The sequence below is a fragment of the Streptomyces sp. NBC_00988 genome (assembly GCF_045162645.1).
Classification (GTDB): domain Bacteria; phylum Actinomycetota; class Actinomycetes; order Streptomycetales; family Streptomycetaceae; genus Streptomyces.
Map to the genome: position 1 here is coordinate 3,026,639 of NZ_CP108730.1, position 15,025 is coordinate 3,041,663.

Consider the following 15,025-nt stretch of genomic DNA (forward strand, 5'->3'; position numbering starts at 1 on the left):
TTCGGGACACCTCGCGTATCGAACGGGCATGACTTTCCACCGCACGGTGCTCGGGGCGGCGCTCGCCGCCGTGGTGCTGGCCCTCGCACCAGGATCCGCGGCGCTGGCCGCCAGTCCTTCCCCCTTGCCGACGCAGGCCTACGCCGTGATCGACGCGGACAAGCAGCTCAACGTGGGGGCGGCGGCGCAGTCGGTCCACGTGGGCTGGACGTTCTACGACGGCGGGGCGAACGTTCCCCTGCAGACGAACGAGACGCTCGTCATCGATGCCCGGGACCTGGCCGGCATCGCGAGCGTCGCGGTCGACGACCCGAGGTGCACGACCGCCGGGCAGGTCCTCACCTGCGTCAACAAGGACGCCGCCCAGCAGCCGTACGTCGACTTCACCGTGCGGGCGGACGCGGGCGCCGCCGTCGGCGCCACCGGCACGCTCAAGTACACCGTCAGCGCGGACCACGGCACCGGCGCGACCGCGCAGGCGAAGGTGGTCGTCGGCGTCCCGGATCTGGTCGTCGGCAAGGTCCCGGACGTGACGCACGCCAAGCTCGGCTCCCGGATCGAGCTTCCGCTCCGGCTCCGCAACACCGGCGACCTGGCCACCGACCGGCGCATCGTGCTGCGCTGGGAGTCGACGGGCGGGCTGGTCTTCGACCGGAAGTTCTCCAACTGCGCCTACGGCGACGGCGACGACCCCGTCGAGCCCGGCAGCCAGGCGTCCGTCACCTGTGTCTTCACCGCCCCCGTGGCCGCGGGCGCCACCGTCGAGCTGAGCAGCCCGCTGACCGCGACGGTCGGCGAGCACGTCCTGACCGCCGTGACCGACTACTCGGCCGAGCTCCTGAAGCCCGGCGTGGACCCGGGTGGCGGCAGTTACCCGGGCACCGGGCCCGCGCTCACCCTGGTGCCCGCCTCCGGTGCGGGAGACGGTTTCGAGAGCGGTGCCACCGGCCGGGTCGACGTGTCGACCGACAGCTCCGTGGATCTCGCGGCCACCGCCGCGGTGACACCCCACGGCACGGCCGGCGAGTGGACCCTGACCCTCGACGCCGTGAACCACGGCCCGGCCTCCGCGTACGGTGTCGGCGACAAGGCCGTCGCCCTGGTCGACGTGGTCCTGCCCAAGGGCACGGTCGCGACCGGCAACGCCTTCGAGGAGGGCGAGGACGGCCCCTACGGCGAGTGCTTCCTCTGGGTCGGCGACACCAAGACGGCACCCTTCGCGGCGGGCCATCGGCACTACGTCTGCCCCGTGCCGCGAGGTGTCGCCGCCGGGAAGAGCCAGCTGTTCGTGCTGTGGGTGAAGCCGGCCAAGGACTACACCGGCGCCAAGGGCACGGCGACCGTACGTCCCGGCCCGGCGGGCATCCCGCTCCACGACCCGAACGCGGCCAACGACAGCGCCACGTTCGCCTTCACCACGTCAGCCGCGTCACCGACGTCGAGCGCGTCCGCGTCCTCGCCGACGTCCGGCACGTCCCCCACGCCGGGAGCGTCAGGCGGTGCGTCGGCGACACCGACCACGACGGCCACGCCCGGCGGCACGCTGCCCCACACCGGGACGGGCCCCATGGCCCTCATCGCCACCGCGGCGGGCGGGGCCGTGGTGCTGGGCGTGGCCGCGCTCCTCGTCGTCCGCCGCAGGCGCAACTCCCGCTGACGCGGGCCAAGTTCGGTACGGGAAACGCGAACCCGGATCAGTACAGGAAGCGATGCAGCGGAGCCGACTCGGTCAGCAGCATCGTGAGCCGATGGGCGAGGCGCTGCCACGCCTCGTCCTGCCCGTAGCTGAGCCTCACGTCCTCGCCGCCGCCCGCCTCGATCGCGGCGAAGAGGGCGGCCGTATCGGCGTCGGACGTGAGGTCCACCAGGGAAAGCACCCGCGCCAGCGCGCCGACCAGGCCGACGCCGGTCTTCTCGGGCGTCAGGACGGTGCCCCGGACGGCGGCCACGACGCCCGAGGGGTCGGGCAGGTCCGGCGGGGCCACGAGGAGTCCGGACAGCTCGCGCAGCAGCGCGTACAGCAAGTCCGTGTCCTCGGTGGGCAGTTCGACGATGCGCAGACCCTCGTGTTCCCAACGGCCGTTCGGCGACCACACCTTGGGTCCCCGCGCGACTGCCTCGGCGAGGGTCTCCCGCACCCGCCGGAAGGCGGCCAGCCCGTCCTCGAACAACGGGTGCCCGCTCGCCCCGCCCACGGACTCGGCCAGGGGCGTCAGCAAGTGCTCTTCCACCCGGTCGCACTGCGCTTCGAGGTCCGGGTCCACGACCACCAGCCGGACCGACGTGCGCTGCTCCTGTTGCTCCATACCGAACACTCTGCCAGCCGCCTCGGACAATCGGGCTAGGGCTTGGTTCCGCCCAGCGCGAGCACGACCGAAAGCTCCGGTGTGCGGTCGACCGCGTCGCCGAAGACGTCGACGGCGGTCTCCCACTCGCCGGGCCGCGCCTTGGCGTACGACTGCCAGTTCCGTACGACGACCAGCAGCCCCTGCTCCACCGCGCCCTCGGGCCACACGGTGTGGTCGCCGAGGCTGTCGGCGAGGGCGTCCCAGTTCCGGCCGAACCAGTCGGGCAGGGACAGCGCACGGGCACAGCGGTCCATCAGGCCGGCCTTGTCCGTGACCCCGTCGAGGTCCAGCGTGACCGCGAGCTGTGTCATCTCAGTACCGTCCTGAACGACTTGTAGTGATCATCGGTGTAGTAGATCTCGCCGTCCTGCCCGGTGACAATGCGCCGGGCCCCGCGATCGCGCGAGCCCGGCGTCCTGACGGTGTACTCGTGGTAGTAACCACGCTTTTGCTGGGGCAGCAGCTTCTCGTAGTTCCCGAAGACGACCCCGTCCTTGGTGTACGGGAAGGGGCCGCCCTTGTCGATGAGAGCGACGGTCTGCCGTGCCTCGGCGGGGAGTTGGGAGAGCTTGACCGTCGCAGTGCCGGTACCGCTGGTGGCCGTAGCAGAACAGCCGACCGGCAGCAGTACGGCCAGACAGACGAGAAGCACCCGGGAGACGAACCGCAGCAGCATGCGCCCGATGCTGCCACGGCCGTCCCCGTACGACCTGTTGTCAGGACCCGTTGGGGTCCGTCGGTGTCGGTTCAGATCCCGTCGGGGTCCGTCCGGCTGAGCGCCGACTTCGGCGACGAGCCGGCCGTCATCAGATAGTCCGCCGCGGCCGTGTCCGTCACCAGGCTGGTGACCAGACCGGACCGCAGCACCGCGTCGATCGCCGCCGCCTTCCGCTGCCCGCCCGCGATCGCGACAACCTCGGGGATACGGCGCAACTGGTCCGCCTTGACGGTGATGCACCGCTCGCCCAGGTCCCGGCCGACCCGGCGGCCCTCGGCGTCGAAGAGGTGCGCGGACGTCTCGGCGGCGACACCGAGGGACGAGTAGTGCGCCCGCTCCTCGTCGCTGAGCATGTCGTAGACCGTCGAGATGCCCGGCTCCCAGGAGCCGATGGAGACGCAGGCGACCGTAACCTTGTCGAAGTACTCGAAGGCCCGGGCGATGCCCGTCTGGTGGCGCAGCGCCTCCGCGGTGGCCGCGTCCGGCAGCAGCATCGGCGCGTAGATGGGGTGGGCGTCGCCGCCCGACACCTGCGCCGCCCGCCGTACGGCCTCGACCGAGCCGCGCTCGGCGGTCCCGGCGTCGTACACGCCTGTCAGCTGGACCACCGTGCAGGGCGGCAGCCGGTCGAGGGCGGCCGCCATGTGGATGGTGGACCGGCCCCAGGCCAGGCCGAGCACATCGCCCTCGTTGACCAGCTCGCCGAGCAGGTCGGCCGCGACCTCCCCGAGGTTCTCGGGATCGGGCGACTCCTCGCTGACCTCGGCCGGGGACTCGACCACGACGGCGTGCCTCAGGCCGTACCGGGCACGCAGCGCGTCCGAGCGCTCCGCGTCCAGTTCGGCCGGTACTCGGATCTCGATCCGTACGAGATCCCGTTCGAGAGCGGTCTCCAGGACCCGGGCCACCTTGAAGCGGCTGACGCCGAACTCCTCCGCGATCTGGATCTTGGACTTGCCCTCAAGGTAGAAGCGGCGGGCCATGGCCGCCGCCTGCACCAGCTCAGCGGGTCCCATCCGCATGGCTGACCGGCCCGCCGACATACCCGACACGGCGTTCTCCTCACTGCTGTTCACACTCTGGGTTCGCCGTTCATCCTCGCAGATCCGGCGTACTTGATCAGCCTTGATGGCCGCCGTTCACATACCTGCCGCTCAGTGGTCGCACGCCCAGGATGCCTTGCTTACGGCCCCTTCGGCCTGCGTGCGCAATGCACGTACCGCCGCGGCCGGGTCGGATGCCCCGTAGACCGCCGAACCGGCGACGAACACGTCCGCGCCCGCGTCCGCGCAGCGCTCGATCGTCGAGGCCGAAACTCCTCCGTCGACCTGCAGCCACAGCTCCAGTCCGTGCTTCTTGATCAGCTCCCGGGTGCGGCGGATCTTCGGCAGCATGATGTCGAGGAACGACTGGCCGCCGAAGCCCGGCTCCACGGTCATGATCAGCAGCATGTCGAGCTCGGGGAGCAGATCCTCGTACGGCTCGATGGGCGTCGCGGGCTTCAGCGCCATCGACGCGCGCGCTCCCTTGGCCCGAATCTCACGGGCGAGCCGCACCGGCGCACCGGCCGCCTCGACGTGGAAGGTGACGGAGGAGGCACCCGCCTCGACGTACTGCGGCGCCCAGCGATCGGCGTCCTCGATCATCAGGTGGCAGTCCAGCGGGGTGTCCGTCGCCCGGGCCAGCGACTCTACGACCGGCACGCCGAGCGTGAGGTTCGGGACGAAGTGGTTGTCCATGACGTCCACGTGGAGCCAGTCGGCTCCCTCTACCGCCTTCGCCTCTTCGGCCAGGCGGGCGAAGTCGGCGGACAGGATGCTGGGGTTGATCTGCACGGCCATGCCCCAAGCCTGCCATGCCCTCCGGGGGTTAGCCGCATCGGTCCGTTGTGGATGCGGTCCATTTCGGGTGCCGGTTGCGTGTGGCTGGGCGGGACGGCATCTCAGCAGCGGTCGTGGGCGGCTGACGTTGTCCAGCCGGCTGCTCCTGGACCCTGTCTCCAGGCTCGCCGCCGAGGCCCTCACCGGGGTCGCGCCGGCCGGTCTCGACCGGGTGCACTTCGCCGGCCCGGGGACGGAGTCCGTCGAGGCCGCCGTGAAGCTCGCCCGCGCGCACAGCAGACCGCGGCTGATCTCGATGCGGGACGGCTGGCACGGCAAGACCCTCGGCACGCTGTCCCTGACCGCAAAGGCGCTGTACCAGGACCCGTTCCGGCCCCTGCTGCCGGACGTCCAGCACGTGCCGTTCGGCGACACCGACGCGCTGGCTGCGGTGCTGGGCGACGGCGGCGCGGACGCCTGTGTGGTGGTGGAGCCTGTACGGAGCGAGGCCGGGGTCGTCGTGCCGCGGCCCGGTTATCCGGCGGGGGCGGCTCAGTTCCTGGTGGGGCTACGCCGCCGAGGGCGTACGGCCGGACGTGCTCGTGACGGGCAAGGCGCTGTCCAGCGATGTAATGCCGGTCTACTCGACGCGATGGAGGAGATCCCGGCAGGCCAAGTGGTCGATCTGCGGGCGGAGTTCGCGCATCCACTGCCCATGCGGATGATCTACGACCTGTTCGGCGTGCCGGCGCGGATGCGGGCCGCGGTCGCGCGTCTCATCGAGGGAATCATGGACACGACCGGCACCCCAAAACACGCCGCAGATGCACTCGAACAGATCGTGACGGTGCTGCCGGCGCTGATAGCGGAGAAGAGCGAGAACCTCGGCGACGACCTGACGACCGAGCTGATCACGGTCCGGGACCGGGGCGACCGGCTCTCCGAGGAGGAGCTGATCCACACCCTTCTCCTCGTCATCGGCGCCGGTTTCGAGACGACCGTCAACCTGATCGGCAACGCCGTTCACGCCCTGCTCCGCCACCCCGACCAGCTGAAGCAGGTGCTGGCCGGGCAGTCGACCTGGGACGAGGTGATCCAGGAGACGCTGCGCCGGGCCCCGTCGATCGCCAACGTGCCGTTGCGTTACGCGGTTTCCGACATCACGACGGCCGACGGTACGACGATCCGCGCCGGGGAGGCCATCCTGACGACCATCGCGGCGTCGGGCCACGACCCGGTGCGCTTCGGCCCCGACGCCCACCTCTTCGACGTGGCCAGGAACGCCGACGGTCATCTCGCCCTGGGCATCGGCGTGCACCGCTGCGTCGGCGCCCCGCCGGCCCGCATGGAGGCGCTCGCCGTGCTGCCCGCGCTCTTCGCGCGCTTCCCGGGCATCTCCCTGGCGGTGGCGGAGGACGAGTGGGAACAGGTCCCGTCGTTCATCGCCCAGGGCCGGCGGGAACTGCCGGTCCGGCTGGCCCCCGCCACTCCCTCCGCCTGACCCGGGGTGCGAGAATCCTGCACTTCACCGGCCTTCAGCAGCGGGCAGGGCACCTCAGCGCAGAGGGAGATGGCATGGGCACGGGACAGCCGTTCGGCTCCTACCAGAACGAGATCTACCTGAACGGGCTCGGCGGCATCGTGCCGTCCTACCCCATGGCCTTCGCGGAGCTGGAGGACCGGGCGAGCTCCGCGCTGCCGCCCTCCGTGTGGTCGTACGTCGCGGGCGGCGCCGGCGACGAACGCACCCAGCGCGCCAACGTCACCGCCTTCGACCGCTGGGGCCTGGTCCCCCGTATGTTCGTCGGCGCGGCCGAACGCGACCTGTCCGTCGACCTGTTCGGGATGCGACTGCCCTCCCCCGTCTTCATGGCACCGGTCGGCGTCATCGGCCTGTGCGCCCAGGACGGCCACGGCGACCTGGCGACCGCGAGGGCCGCCGCACGCACCGGAGTTCCGATGGTCGCCTCCACGCTGACGGTCGACCCGCTGGAGGAGGTGGCCGGCGAGTTCGGAGAAACTCCGGGCCTCTTCCAGCTCTACACCCCCACCGACAAGGACCTCGCCGCGAGCCTCGTCCACCGCGCGGAACAGGCCGGTTACAAGGGCATCGTCGTCACCCTGGACACCTGGGTCACCGGCTGGCGCCCCCGCGACCTGTCCACCGCCAACTTCCCCCAGCTGCGCGGCCATTGCCTCGCCAACTACACGAGCGACCCGGTCTTCCGCGCCCGCCTCGCCCGCACCCCGGAGGAGGACCCCCAGTCCGCGGTCCTCCTCTGGACCCAGCTCTTCGGCAACCCCCTCACCTGGGACGACCTCCCCTGGCTACGGTCCCTCACCGACCTCCCCCTGATCGTGAAGGGCATCTGCCACCCCGAGGACGTACGCCGCGCGAAGGACGGCGGCGTGGACGGCGTCTACTGCTCCAACCACGGCGGCCGCCAGGCCAACGGCGGCCTCCCCGCCCTGGACGCGCTGCCCGCCGTGGTCGAGGCGGCGGACGGCCTCCCGGTCCTGTTCGACTCCGGCATCCGCAGCGGCGCCGACATCGTCAAGGCCATCGCCCTGGGCGCCACCGCCGTGGGCATCGGCCGCCCGTACGCCTACGGCCTCGCCCTCGGCGGCACGGACGGCATCGTCCACGTCCTCCGCTCACTCCTCGCGGAGGCCGACCTGATCATGGCCGTAGACGGCTATCCGACACTCGCGGACCTCACGCGGGAGGCGCTTCAGCGCGTGGCGTGACAGCCCGCGCCCGAGGGGCCGGAAAGCACTGCCCCGGCCGAAGCCCGTCCGCGGGCTACCGGCGAGCCCGGATCGCGCACCGATGAGTTTCCCGCACCGCGCCGGTCTATACGCCGGAGTCCGACTCGCGGAAGGCTGGCGCCATGCGGAAACTGATCTACGGCATGAACCTGACCCTGGACGGCTACATCGCCGCGGCCGGCGACGACATCGGCTGGGGCGGACCGCCGGGCGAAGAGCTGTTCCAGTGGTGGCTCGACCACGAGCAGGCGAGTGGCCTGTCGCTGTACGGGCGCAAGCTGTGGAAGACGATGAGCTCCTACTGGCCGACCGGCGACGAGCAGCCGGGCGCCACCCCGGCGGAGATCGAGTTCGCGCGGAACTGGCGGGACACGCCGAAGGTGGTGTTCTCCTCGACGATCGACAAGGTCGACTGGAACACCCGCCTGTTCACCGGCGACGCGATCGCCGAGATCACCCGCCTCAAGGCCGAGGACGGCGGCCCGATGAACATCGGCGGCGCGACGCTCGCCGGGGCGGCCATGAGCGCCGGGCTGATCGACGAGTACGCGATCGCCACCCATCCGGTCCTGGTGGGCGGCGGCACGCCGTTCTTCACCGCGCTGGACAGCTGGGTGAACCTGAACCTGGTGGAGACACGGACGCTTCCTGGCGGCGTGATCCTGACCAGGTACGAGACGAGGCGCTGAGCGGCAGCACGTGAGACTTCGACATCAGCCGCGAGACCCCGCACGCGGCCGGCAGGTCACCCGGTCCGGCGGATCAGCGCCAGGTACATCGCGTCGGTCCCGTGCAGATGCGGCCACAGCTGTACGTCGGGCCCCGCGCCGAGTGCCGGGACGTCGGGCAGGAGCGGGCGGGCGTCGATCAGTTCGGTGTGCGGGTACTGCTTGAGGATGTCGTCGACGACGGCCCGGGTCTCGGCGAGGTGCGGTGAGCAGGTCGCGTAGCCGACGACACCGCCGACGCGCACGGATTCGAGCGCGGTGCCCAGCAGATCGCGTTGCAGGGGCGCGAAGCCTTCGAGGTCCTCCGGGCGGCGCCGCCAACGCGCCTCGGGCCGCCGGCGCAGGGCGCCGAGCCCGGTACACGGCACGTCCATCAGGACGCGGTCGAAACTGCCGGGACGCCACGGCGGCCGGGTCCCGTCGGCGGCGATGACGTGGTACGGCCCCGGGTTCCCGGCAAGCGACTTCGCCACGAGTCCGGCCCGGTGCGGCGCCTTCTCGGAGGCGAGGAGCATCGCCCCGCGCTCGGCGGCCACGGCGGCGAGCAGTGCGGCCTTGCCACCGGGTCCGGCGCACCCGTCGAGCCACTTCTCGTCCGGCCCGTCGAGGGGCGCGTTGGCGAGGGCCAGCGCGACCAGCTGACTGCCCTCGTCCTGCACCCCCGCACGCCCTTCCTTCACCGCTGCCACGGCCCCGGGCTCGCCGCCCTCACTGAGCCGCACGGCGTACGGCGACCAGCGGCCCGGCACGGCGGCCTCCTCGCGGAGCAGTTCCTCGGTGGTGGACCGGCCGGGCCGGGCGACCAGGGTCACCTCGGGCCGTTCGTTGTCGGCCTCCAACAGGTCCTCGATACCGGCGCGTCCGCCGCCGAGCGAGTCCCACAGCGCGGAGACGACCCAGCGCGGGTGCGAGTGCACGATGGCGAGGTTGTCCTCGGGGTCGTCGTCGTAGGGCGGCGCGACCCGCTCGATCCAGGTGTCGAGGTCGTCGTTGGCGACCTTCCGCAGCACGGCGTTGACGAACTTGGCCCGCCCGTCGCCGAGGACGACCCGGGCGAGCTCGACGGAGGCGGACACGGCGGCATGCGTCGGGATCCGCGTCCCGAGCAGCTGGTGCACCCCAAGGCTGAGCACGTCCAGCACCGGCGGGTCGACCTCGCGCAGCGGCCGGTCGACACAGGAGGCGATGATCGCGTCGTAGGTCCCCTGCTTGCGCAGCGTCCCGTACACCAGCTCGGTCGCGAGCGCGGCGTCCCGGGCGTCGAAGTCGCCCTTCTCGCGCGCCTTCCGCAGCAGCGGCGGCAGGACGAGGTTGGCGTACGCGTCCCGCTCGTCCACGGCCCGCAGCGCCTCGAAGGCGAGGAAACGGACGGGGTCCTTCTGCGGCCGGCGGTAGGGCTTGCCGGGCTTACGGGGTCGCGGGGACTGCTCACTCACGAAAAAGGTGCTCCGGATTTCTGGCTGAGATGTGCACCCAGCGTACGTCGCACCACGGCGACCGTGCGCGCAACGTCAAGCGCACGGGGATGCCGGGGGTCCCGGGGGCCTGGAGGTCCGGGGGGTGCTGCGGGTGCCGGGTGCCCCGGGTGCCCCGGGTGCTGGGGACCCGGAGTGCTGGGGTACTGAAGGCCCTGCGGTGCCCGGGGTGCCGGGGGGTGCCGAAGGTCCTGCAGTGCCCGGAGTCCTCGAGTGCCCGGAGTGCCGGAGTGCCGGAGTGCCGAGGTGCCGAGGTGCCCGGGGTCTAGGAAGCCCCGAGCGCCCCGACGGTCTCCCCCGCACCGATCCGCGCCCCGCGCGCCCAGTCCGCCGCCCGCATCGGCTTCTTGCCCTGCGCCTGCACCCACAGCAGCTCGACGGCGTACGAACCGGTGCCCACGTACACGTTGTTCTTGCCGACGGCCAGCGCACCGGGCGCGAGGTCGGTCCGCTCGGGCACGGGCACGGCCTGGATGAGCTTGAGCCGCTCACCCCGGAAGACGGTCCAGGCGCCGGGCGCGGGCGTGCACCCACGCACCACCCGGTCCACGCGCAGCGCAGGATCCGCCCATTTCACCTCCGCGTCCTCGACGTTGATCTTCGGGGCGAGGGTGATGCCCTCGTTCGGCTGCGGTACGGCCTTCAGGGTGCCGTCCTCGATGCCGTCCATGGTCGCGGCGAGCAGCCCCGAGCCGGCGAACGCGAGCCGGGTGAGCAGGTCACCGCTGGTGTCGGTGGGGCGGATCTCCTCGGTGACGGTGCCGTAGACGGGCCCGGAGTCGAGGCCTTCCTCGATCAGGAAGGTGGAGGCGCCGGTGATCTCGTCGCCGGACATGATGGAGTGCTGCACGGGGGCGGCGCCGCGCCAGGCGGGGAGCAGCGAGAAGTGCAGGTTGACCCAGCCGTGGGCGGGGATGTCGAGGGCGACGCGGGGCAGCAGGGCGCCGTAGGCGACGACGGGACAGCAGTCGGGCGCGATCTCCCGCAGCCGCTCCAGGAACTCCGGGTCGCGCGGCCTGCCGGGCTTCAGCACCTCGATGCCCGCCTCCTCGGCCCGCTCGGCGACGGGACTCGCCACCAGCCTGCGCCCACGCCCGGCCGGCGCGTCGGGCCGCGTGACGACGGCGGCCACCTCGTGCCGCCCGGAGGCGATCAGGGCGTCCAGGGCGGGAACGGCGACCTCGGGGGTACCGGCGAAGACGAGCTTCATGGGAGGGTTCGGGCCTCTCGGGCGGAGGTGGGCGGGCAGCGCACCAGTCTATGGCGCGCCCCGGCAGGAGCGCCCAGCGGCTCACACCCGTCAACTCGCCGACAACTCACCGGCGCCCGCAGCGCACACCGGTTCAGCGGGGGCGTACGCATATGCCCCTACGCCCCCTTCGCGTGACCAGCGGAGCGCACAGGCGTTGGTCAAGAAAGAGTTGACCTCCTTGGGCCGCATTCGCGCGGCCCGATCCTTTTCAACGCCGGTTCGAGAGGCTTGTTCATGGCCGACCACGCAACCCACGACGCCCAGGCTCGGGCCAGCCTGCACTTGCTGGTGCGGGACATCGAGCGGGTCCGCCGGCAGGTGGACGCACTGCGCACGCTCACCGCCCAGCTGGGCAACGTCTACCGCCCGCGCCGCTCCGGCCCGTCCACGGGCTTCGTCGTCTACGGACGCGCTCCCGCCCCGACGGTCCGTCTCGCGCAGGAGCTGCGGGACAGTGTCGAGACCCTGGTCACGGCCGCCGTGGACTTCGACCGCTCACTCGGCTTCTCGTGGGACGCGGTGGGCTCCGCCCTGGGTGTCACCAAGCAGGCGGTCCACCGCCGCTACGGCGCCCGCCGCGCCGCGACCCAGGCCGCGGCCGACGCCGAGCGCACGACGGAAGCGGCGACGACCCGCCCGGTGGGCGTGAACACGGGCCTCCCCACCATGCCCACGATGCCCGCCCTCCCCACGGTCCCCGCGGCCCGCTCCATGCCGACCCAGCCCACAGCAGGCAGCCCCACCCTCCGCGACGAGGCCAGGCCCACGGCCTTCCCGGGCCCCCGCAACGGCTGACCCCACCCCCGAACCTCGCCTGCCTCCCGGCCAAAACCCGGGAGGCAGCGGCATGCAACAACCAGCTCGCCCGCAGTCCGCACCAGGCACGGCCGGCCGCCGACGACGAGAACCCCGGCGGCAAGGGTCCACCCCTCAACGAGCGGTGAACGGGCGGCCCAACGACGAGAACCCCACGGCAAAGGCCCACCTCTCAACGACGGCGAACAGGCAGCCGCCGACGGCGAGAACCCCGACGGCAAAGGTCCACCTCTCAACGAGCGGTGAACGGGCGGTGCGCGGGTGGGAGACACCCCGAGGCCGAAGGCCGAGGGGCTCACCCGATATCCGGCGGATCAACACGCACCCGCACCACATCCCCCCCACCCCGAGCCATCCGAGCAGCCTGCGCAGCCTTCAACGCCGCAGCCAACGCCCCCCCACTCCCCGGCCGCACCCGAATCAACGCCCGCTCCCACTGCTCCCCGACAGGCGGATCCCCCACCCGCCGAGCACGCCCCGCCGAAGCAACCGGCACCACCATCGGAACCGGCCCCAACACCTCAGCATCCGGCGGCAGTTCAACAGCGGCGAGAAACTCCGCGACAGCCCCCGCACCCCCCGCCACCGCAGCCATCCGGGAAACCGGCGGAAACCCCAACTCCCCCCGCTCCGCAAGCTCCCGCACCGCATGCCCGACGGGGTCCCACCGCACCAACGCCTGCACAGGCCGCAAGGTGGGTTCCGCAACCACGACAACGGTCCCCCCACCCCCCTGCGGCCGCACCAGCGAACTCGCCGAGATCCACCGCCGCAACGCGTCCTCCCCGGCCCGCAGATCAGGCCGCCCGAGCATCGCCCACCCGTCGAGCAACAACGCCGCCGCATACCCACCGTCGGCAACCGGCTCGGCCCCCGGCGTACTCACGACCAACGCGGGCGTCCCCGGCACGGTGTCGAGCACCTGCTCCCGCCCGGACGTCCGCACCGGCACCGCGGGAAACGCCCGCCCCAACTCCTCCGCGGTCCGACGCGCCCCCACGATCTGGGCCCGCAACCGGAACCCCCCGCACTCGGGACAGTGCCAGGAGTTCTCCTCGACCCCGCACCACCCACAGCGCAGCACGCCCGCGTCCTGCCCCTCCAACGGCCCCGCACAGTGCCGACACCGCGCCGCGGCCCGGCACTGGGCACAGGCCATCCGCGGCACATACCCCCGCCGGGGCACCTGCACGAGCACGGGCCCGTGCTTCAACCCCTCCCGCACCGCCTGCCACGCCAACGTCGGCAACCGCGCGGCCCGAGCGGCCTCGTCGCGCGCCAAGTCCCCGTCCCCCACGGTCCGTACGAGCGGCGCGGCCCCCCGCACCTGCTCGCGCGACGCGACCAACGGCCGCGCCCACCCGCTCTCCACGAGCTGCGCCGCCTCCACGGTGCAACTCCAACTCCCCAACAAGAAACCGCACTTGTCCAGCGCGGCCCGCAGCAACAGCACGTCCCGCGCATGCGGCTGCGGCGCATGCGGCTCGCTGTGACTCCCGTCCCCGTCGTCCCAGATCGCGACAAGCCCCAGATCCTGCACGGGCGCGAACATCGCGGCCCGCGTCCCGACGACCGCACGCACGGCCCCCCGCCGCACGGCCAGCCACTGCCGGTATCGCTTCTCGGGCCCGGCATCGGCGGTGAGCAGCGCATGCCGCCCCTCCCGCAACAAGGCGGTCAACGCGGCGTCGACCCGCCCGGCGGCCCGTCCGTCCGGTACGACGACGAGCGCCCCGCGCCCCGAGGCGAGCGTCGCGGCGACGGCCCGCGCGATCTCCTCGCTCCACTCGGGCCCCGGCAACGCGTTCCACACAGCCCGCGGCGCACCCCCCGAGGCCAGCGCCTCCAGAAACCCGGCCCCCCGCTCGTACCGCACCCAGGACCCCGCCACGGGCACCTCAGGCGGCGGCAACGGCGCGGGCGACGGCTTCTGCTCGGCCCGAGCACTGCGCGGCGGCACGGCGAGCTGCAGCACATCGGCAAGACTCCCGGCGTACCGGTCGGCAACGGCCCGAGCAAGCCCCAGCAGTTCCGCACTCAGCACCGGCTCGGGCGACACGACCTGGGCCAGCGCGGCAAGCGGCCCGGAGTAATCGGAAACGGCCAGCCGCTCGACAAGGAACCCGTCGATCAGCCCCCCGCCCTCACGCCGCCCGTCCCGCACCCGATGCCGCCCGGCCCCGAACCGCACCCGAACCCGCACCCCGGGCTGCGCATCGGCGTCAAGCTCCTCAGGCACCGCATAGTCGAAGTACCGATCAAGATGCAGCACCCCCTTGTCGACGAGCACCCGCGCGACGGGCAGCTCCCCGGCCAACGCGGCCCCCCGCCACGTCCGCGGCTTGGCCTTCGGCCCCTTCGCCTGCCGCACACTCTCCCGAATCAGCGCAAGCTGCTCAGGCGGCGCACCCTCCGCCCCGCCGTCCCGTTCCCCGTCCTTGCTGCTCACGCTTGCATTCTTACCAAACGCCACTGACAACGGCCGACCGCCGCCGTACGCACTCGGCCTTCTAGCCCTCGGCCAAGACCCTGCCGATGAGGTCTTCCGCGAAGGCCATGTCCTCGTCCGGGTCACCGTCCCGGAACCGCCCCCCGGCCTCCGAGGCGGCGAACCCGAGCATGAACGTGGACAGCAGCCGCTCGGCCCGCGGAATCCGCTCCTCCTGGAGACCGGCGGCGCGCAGGGCGCCGTAGACCGCGTTGCGCGGCCCGACGGCCTCCGGTGTGACCGCCGGCCGTTGGAAGAGCAGCAGGAACAGATCGGGGTGGCGCCGGGCCGTGGCCCGCATGCTGCGGCCGAGCAGGCGCAGCTGCTCACGCCAGTCGAGCCCAGGACCGGGCACCTCGATCTCCAGCAACAACCGCTCCACGAGGCCGTCGAGGAGCCCCTGCTTGTCACCGACGTGCCGGTAGAGCGTCATCGGATTGACGTCGAGTTCCTGCGCGACGGCCCGCATCGTGACGGCCGACAGCCCCTTCCGGGTCGCCAACTCCCAGGTCACGTCCAGCACTTGATCACGACTGATCCGCCGTGGCGTCACTTGACATCCTCCCTCGCAGCTACGTATACACAGTATACGTATACGTTGTATATATCGA

General features: G+C 72.1%; 14 protein-coding genes. 5 read left to right on the forward strand and 9 right to left on the reverse strand.

Going from position 1 to position 15,025, the window contains the following annotated elements; translation table 11 throughout:
- Positions 1-28 precede the first annotated feature (28 nt).
- On the forward strand, positions 29-1,657 hold the full coding sequence (locus OG496_RS13690) for an LPXTG cell wall anchor domain-containing protein (RefSeq protein ID WP_405971058.1): 1,629 nt from the start codon (positions 29-31) through the stop codon (positions 1,655-1,657).
- Between the two features lie 37 nt (positions 1,658-1,694).
- Here the strand turns inward: OG496_RS13690 and OG496_RS13695 are convergent, their stop codons facing one another.
- The 5 genes from OG496_RS13695 to rpe form a co-directional block, all read right to left on the reverse strand.
- The gene (locus OG496_RS13695) at positions 1,695-2,306 is read right to left on the reverse strand and encodes a hypothetical protein (RefSeq protein ID WP_405971059.1); all 612 of its coding nucleotides are present in this window, start codon (positions 2,304-2,306) and stop codon (positions 1,695-1,697) included.
- A 35-nt stretch (positions 2,307-2,341) separates the two neighbouring features.
- Entirely contained in the window at positions 2,342-2,659 is a 318-nt protein-coding gene (locus OG496_RS13700) for a barstar family protein (protein WP_405971060.1), read from the reverse strand.
- Positions 2,656-3,024, reverse strand: a complete 369-nt coding sequence (locus tag OG496_RS13705) for a ribonuclease domain-containing protein (RefSeq protein WP_405971061.1) — start codon at positions 3,022-3,024, stop codon at positions 2,656-2,658. The genes OG496_RS13700 and OG496_RS13705 overlap by 4 nt, the downstream gene beginning before the upstream one ends.
- Positions 3,025-3,095: 71 nt before the next feature.
- Positions 3,096-4,142 (reverse strand): sugar-binding domain-containing protein, encoded by a 1,047-nt coding sequence (locus OG496_RS13710; RefSeq protein WP_366495468.1) that lies wholly within the window; start codon positions 4,140-4,142, stop codon positions 3,096-3,098.
- Positions 4,143-4,220: 78 nt separating this feature from the next.
- Positions 4,221-4,907, reverse strand: a complete 687-nt coding sequence (gene rpe, locus OG496_RS13715) for a ribulose-phosphate 3-epimerase (protein WP_366495469.1) — start codon at positions 4,905-4,907, stop codon at positions 4,221-4,223.
- Positions 4,908-5,034: 127 nt separating this feature from the next.
- Here rpe and OG496_RS13720 point away from each other — a divergent pair, with 127 nt between their 5' ends.
- The 3 genes from OG496_RS13720 (at position 5,035) to OG496_RS13730 (ending at position 8,344) form a co-directional block, all read left to right on the forward strand.
- Positions 5,035-6,387, forward strand: coding sequence for an aminotransferase class III-fold pyridoxal phosphate-dependent enzyme (locus OG496_RS13720; protein ID WP_405971062.1), 1,353 nt, complete (start codon positions 5,035-5,037; stop codon positions 6,385-6,387).
- 74 nt (positions 6,388-6,461) lie between these two features.
- A complete protein-coding gene (locus OG496_RS13725) occupies positions 6,462-7,634 on the forward strand; it encodes an alpha-hydroxy-acid oxidizing protein (RefSeq protein ID WP_405971063.1) in 1,173 nt (390 codons plus the stop codon).
- A gap of 143 nt (positions 7,635-7,777) precedes the next feature.
- Positions 7,778-8,344 (forward strand): dihydrofolate reductase family protein, encoded by a 567-nt coding sequence (locus OG496_RS13730; protein WP_405971064.1) that lies wholly within the window; start codon positions 7,778-7,780, stop codon positions 8,342-8,344.
- Between the two features lie 56 nt (positions 8,345-8,400).
- On the opposite strand, the gene OG496_RS13735 is transcribed toward OG496_RS13730, so the two are convergent.
- Both OG496_RS13735 and fmt read right to left on the reverse strand, forming a co-directional pair.
- A complete protein-coding gene (locus OG496_RS13735) occupies positions 8,401-9,819 on the reverse strand; it encodes an RsmB/NOP family class I SAM-dependent RNA methyltransferase (protein ID WP_405971065.1) in 1,419 nt (472 codons plus the stop codon).
- Positions 9,820-10,123: 304 nt separating this feature from the next.
- Positions 10,124-11,068, reverse strand: coding sequence for a methionyl-tRNA formyltransferase (gene fmt, locus OG496_RS13740; protein ID WP_405971066.1), 945 nt, complete (start codon positions 11,066-11,068; stop codon positions 10,124-10,126).
- A 276-nt stretch (positions 11,069-11,344) separates the two neighbouring features.
- On the opposite strand from fmt, the gene OG496_RS13745 reads away from it, so the two are divergent.
- The gene (locus OG496_RS13745; RefSeq protein WP_366495475.1) at positions 11,345-11,905 is read left to right on the forward strand and encodes a hypothetical protein; all 561 of its coding nucleotides are present in this window, start codon (positions 11,345-11,347) and stop codon (positions 11,903-11,905) included.
- Between the two features lie 316 nt (positions 11,906-12,221).
- Here the strand turns inward: OG496_RS13745 and OG496_RS13750 are convergent, their stop codons facing one another.
- Positions 12,222-14,375 carry a primosomal protein N' gene (locus OG496_RS13750; protein WP_405971067.1) on the reverse strand — a complete coding sequence of 718 codons (2,154 nt, stop codon included), beginning with the start codon at positions 14,373-14,375 and terminating at the stop codon, positions 12,222-12,224.
- A gap of 61 nt (positions 14,376-14,436) precedes the next feature.
- Positions 14,437-14,967 carry a TetR/AcrR family transcriptional regulator gene (locus tag OG496_RS13755; protein WP_405971068.1) on the reverse strand — a complete coding sequence of 177 codons (531 nt, stop codon included), beginning with the start codon at positions 14,965-14,967 and terminating at the stop codon, positions 14,437-14,439.
- Between the last annotated feature and the right edge of the window lie 58 nt (positions 14,968-15,025).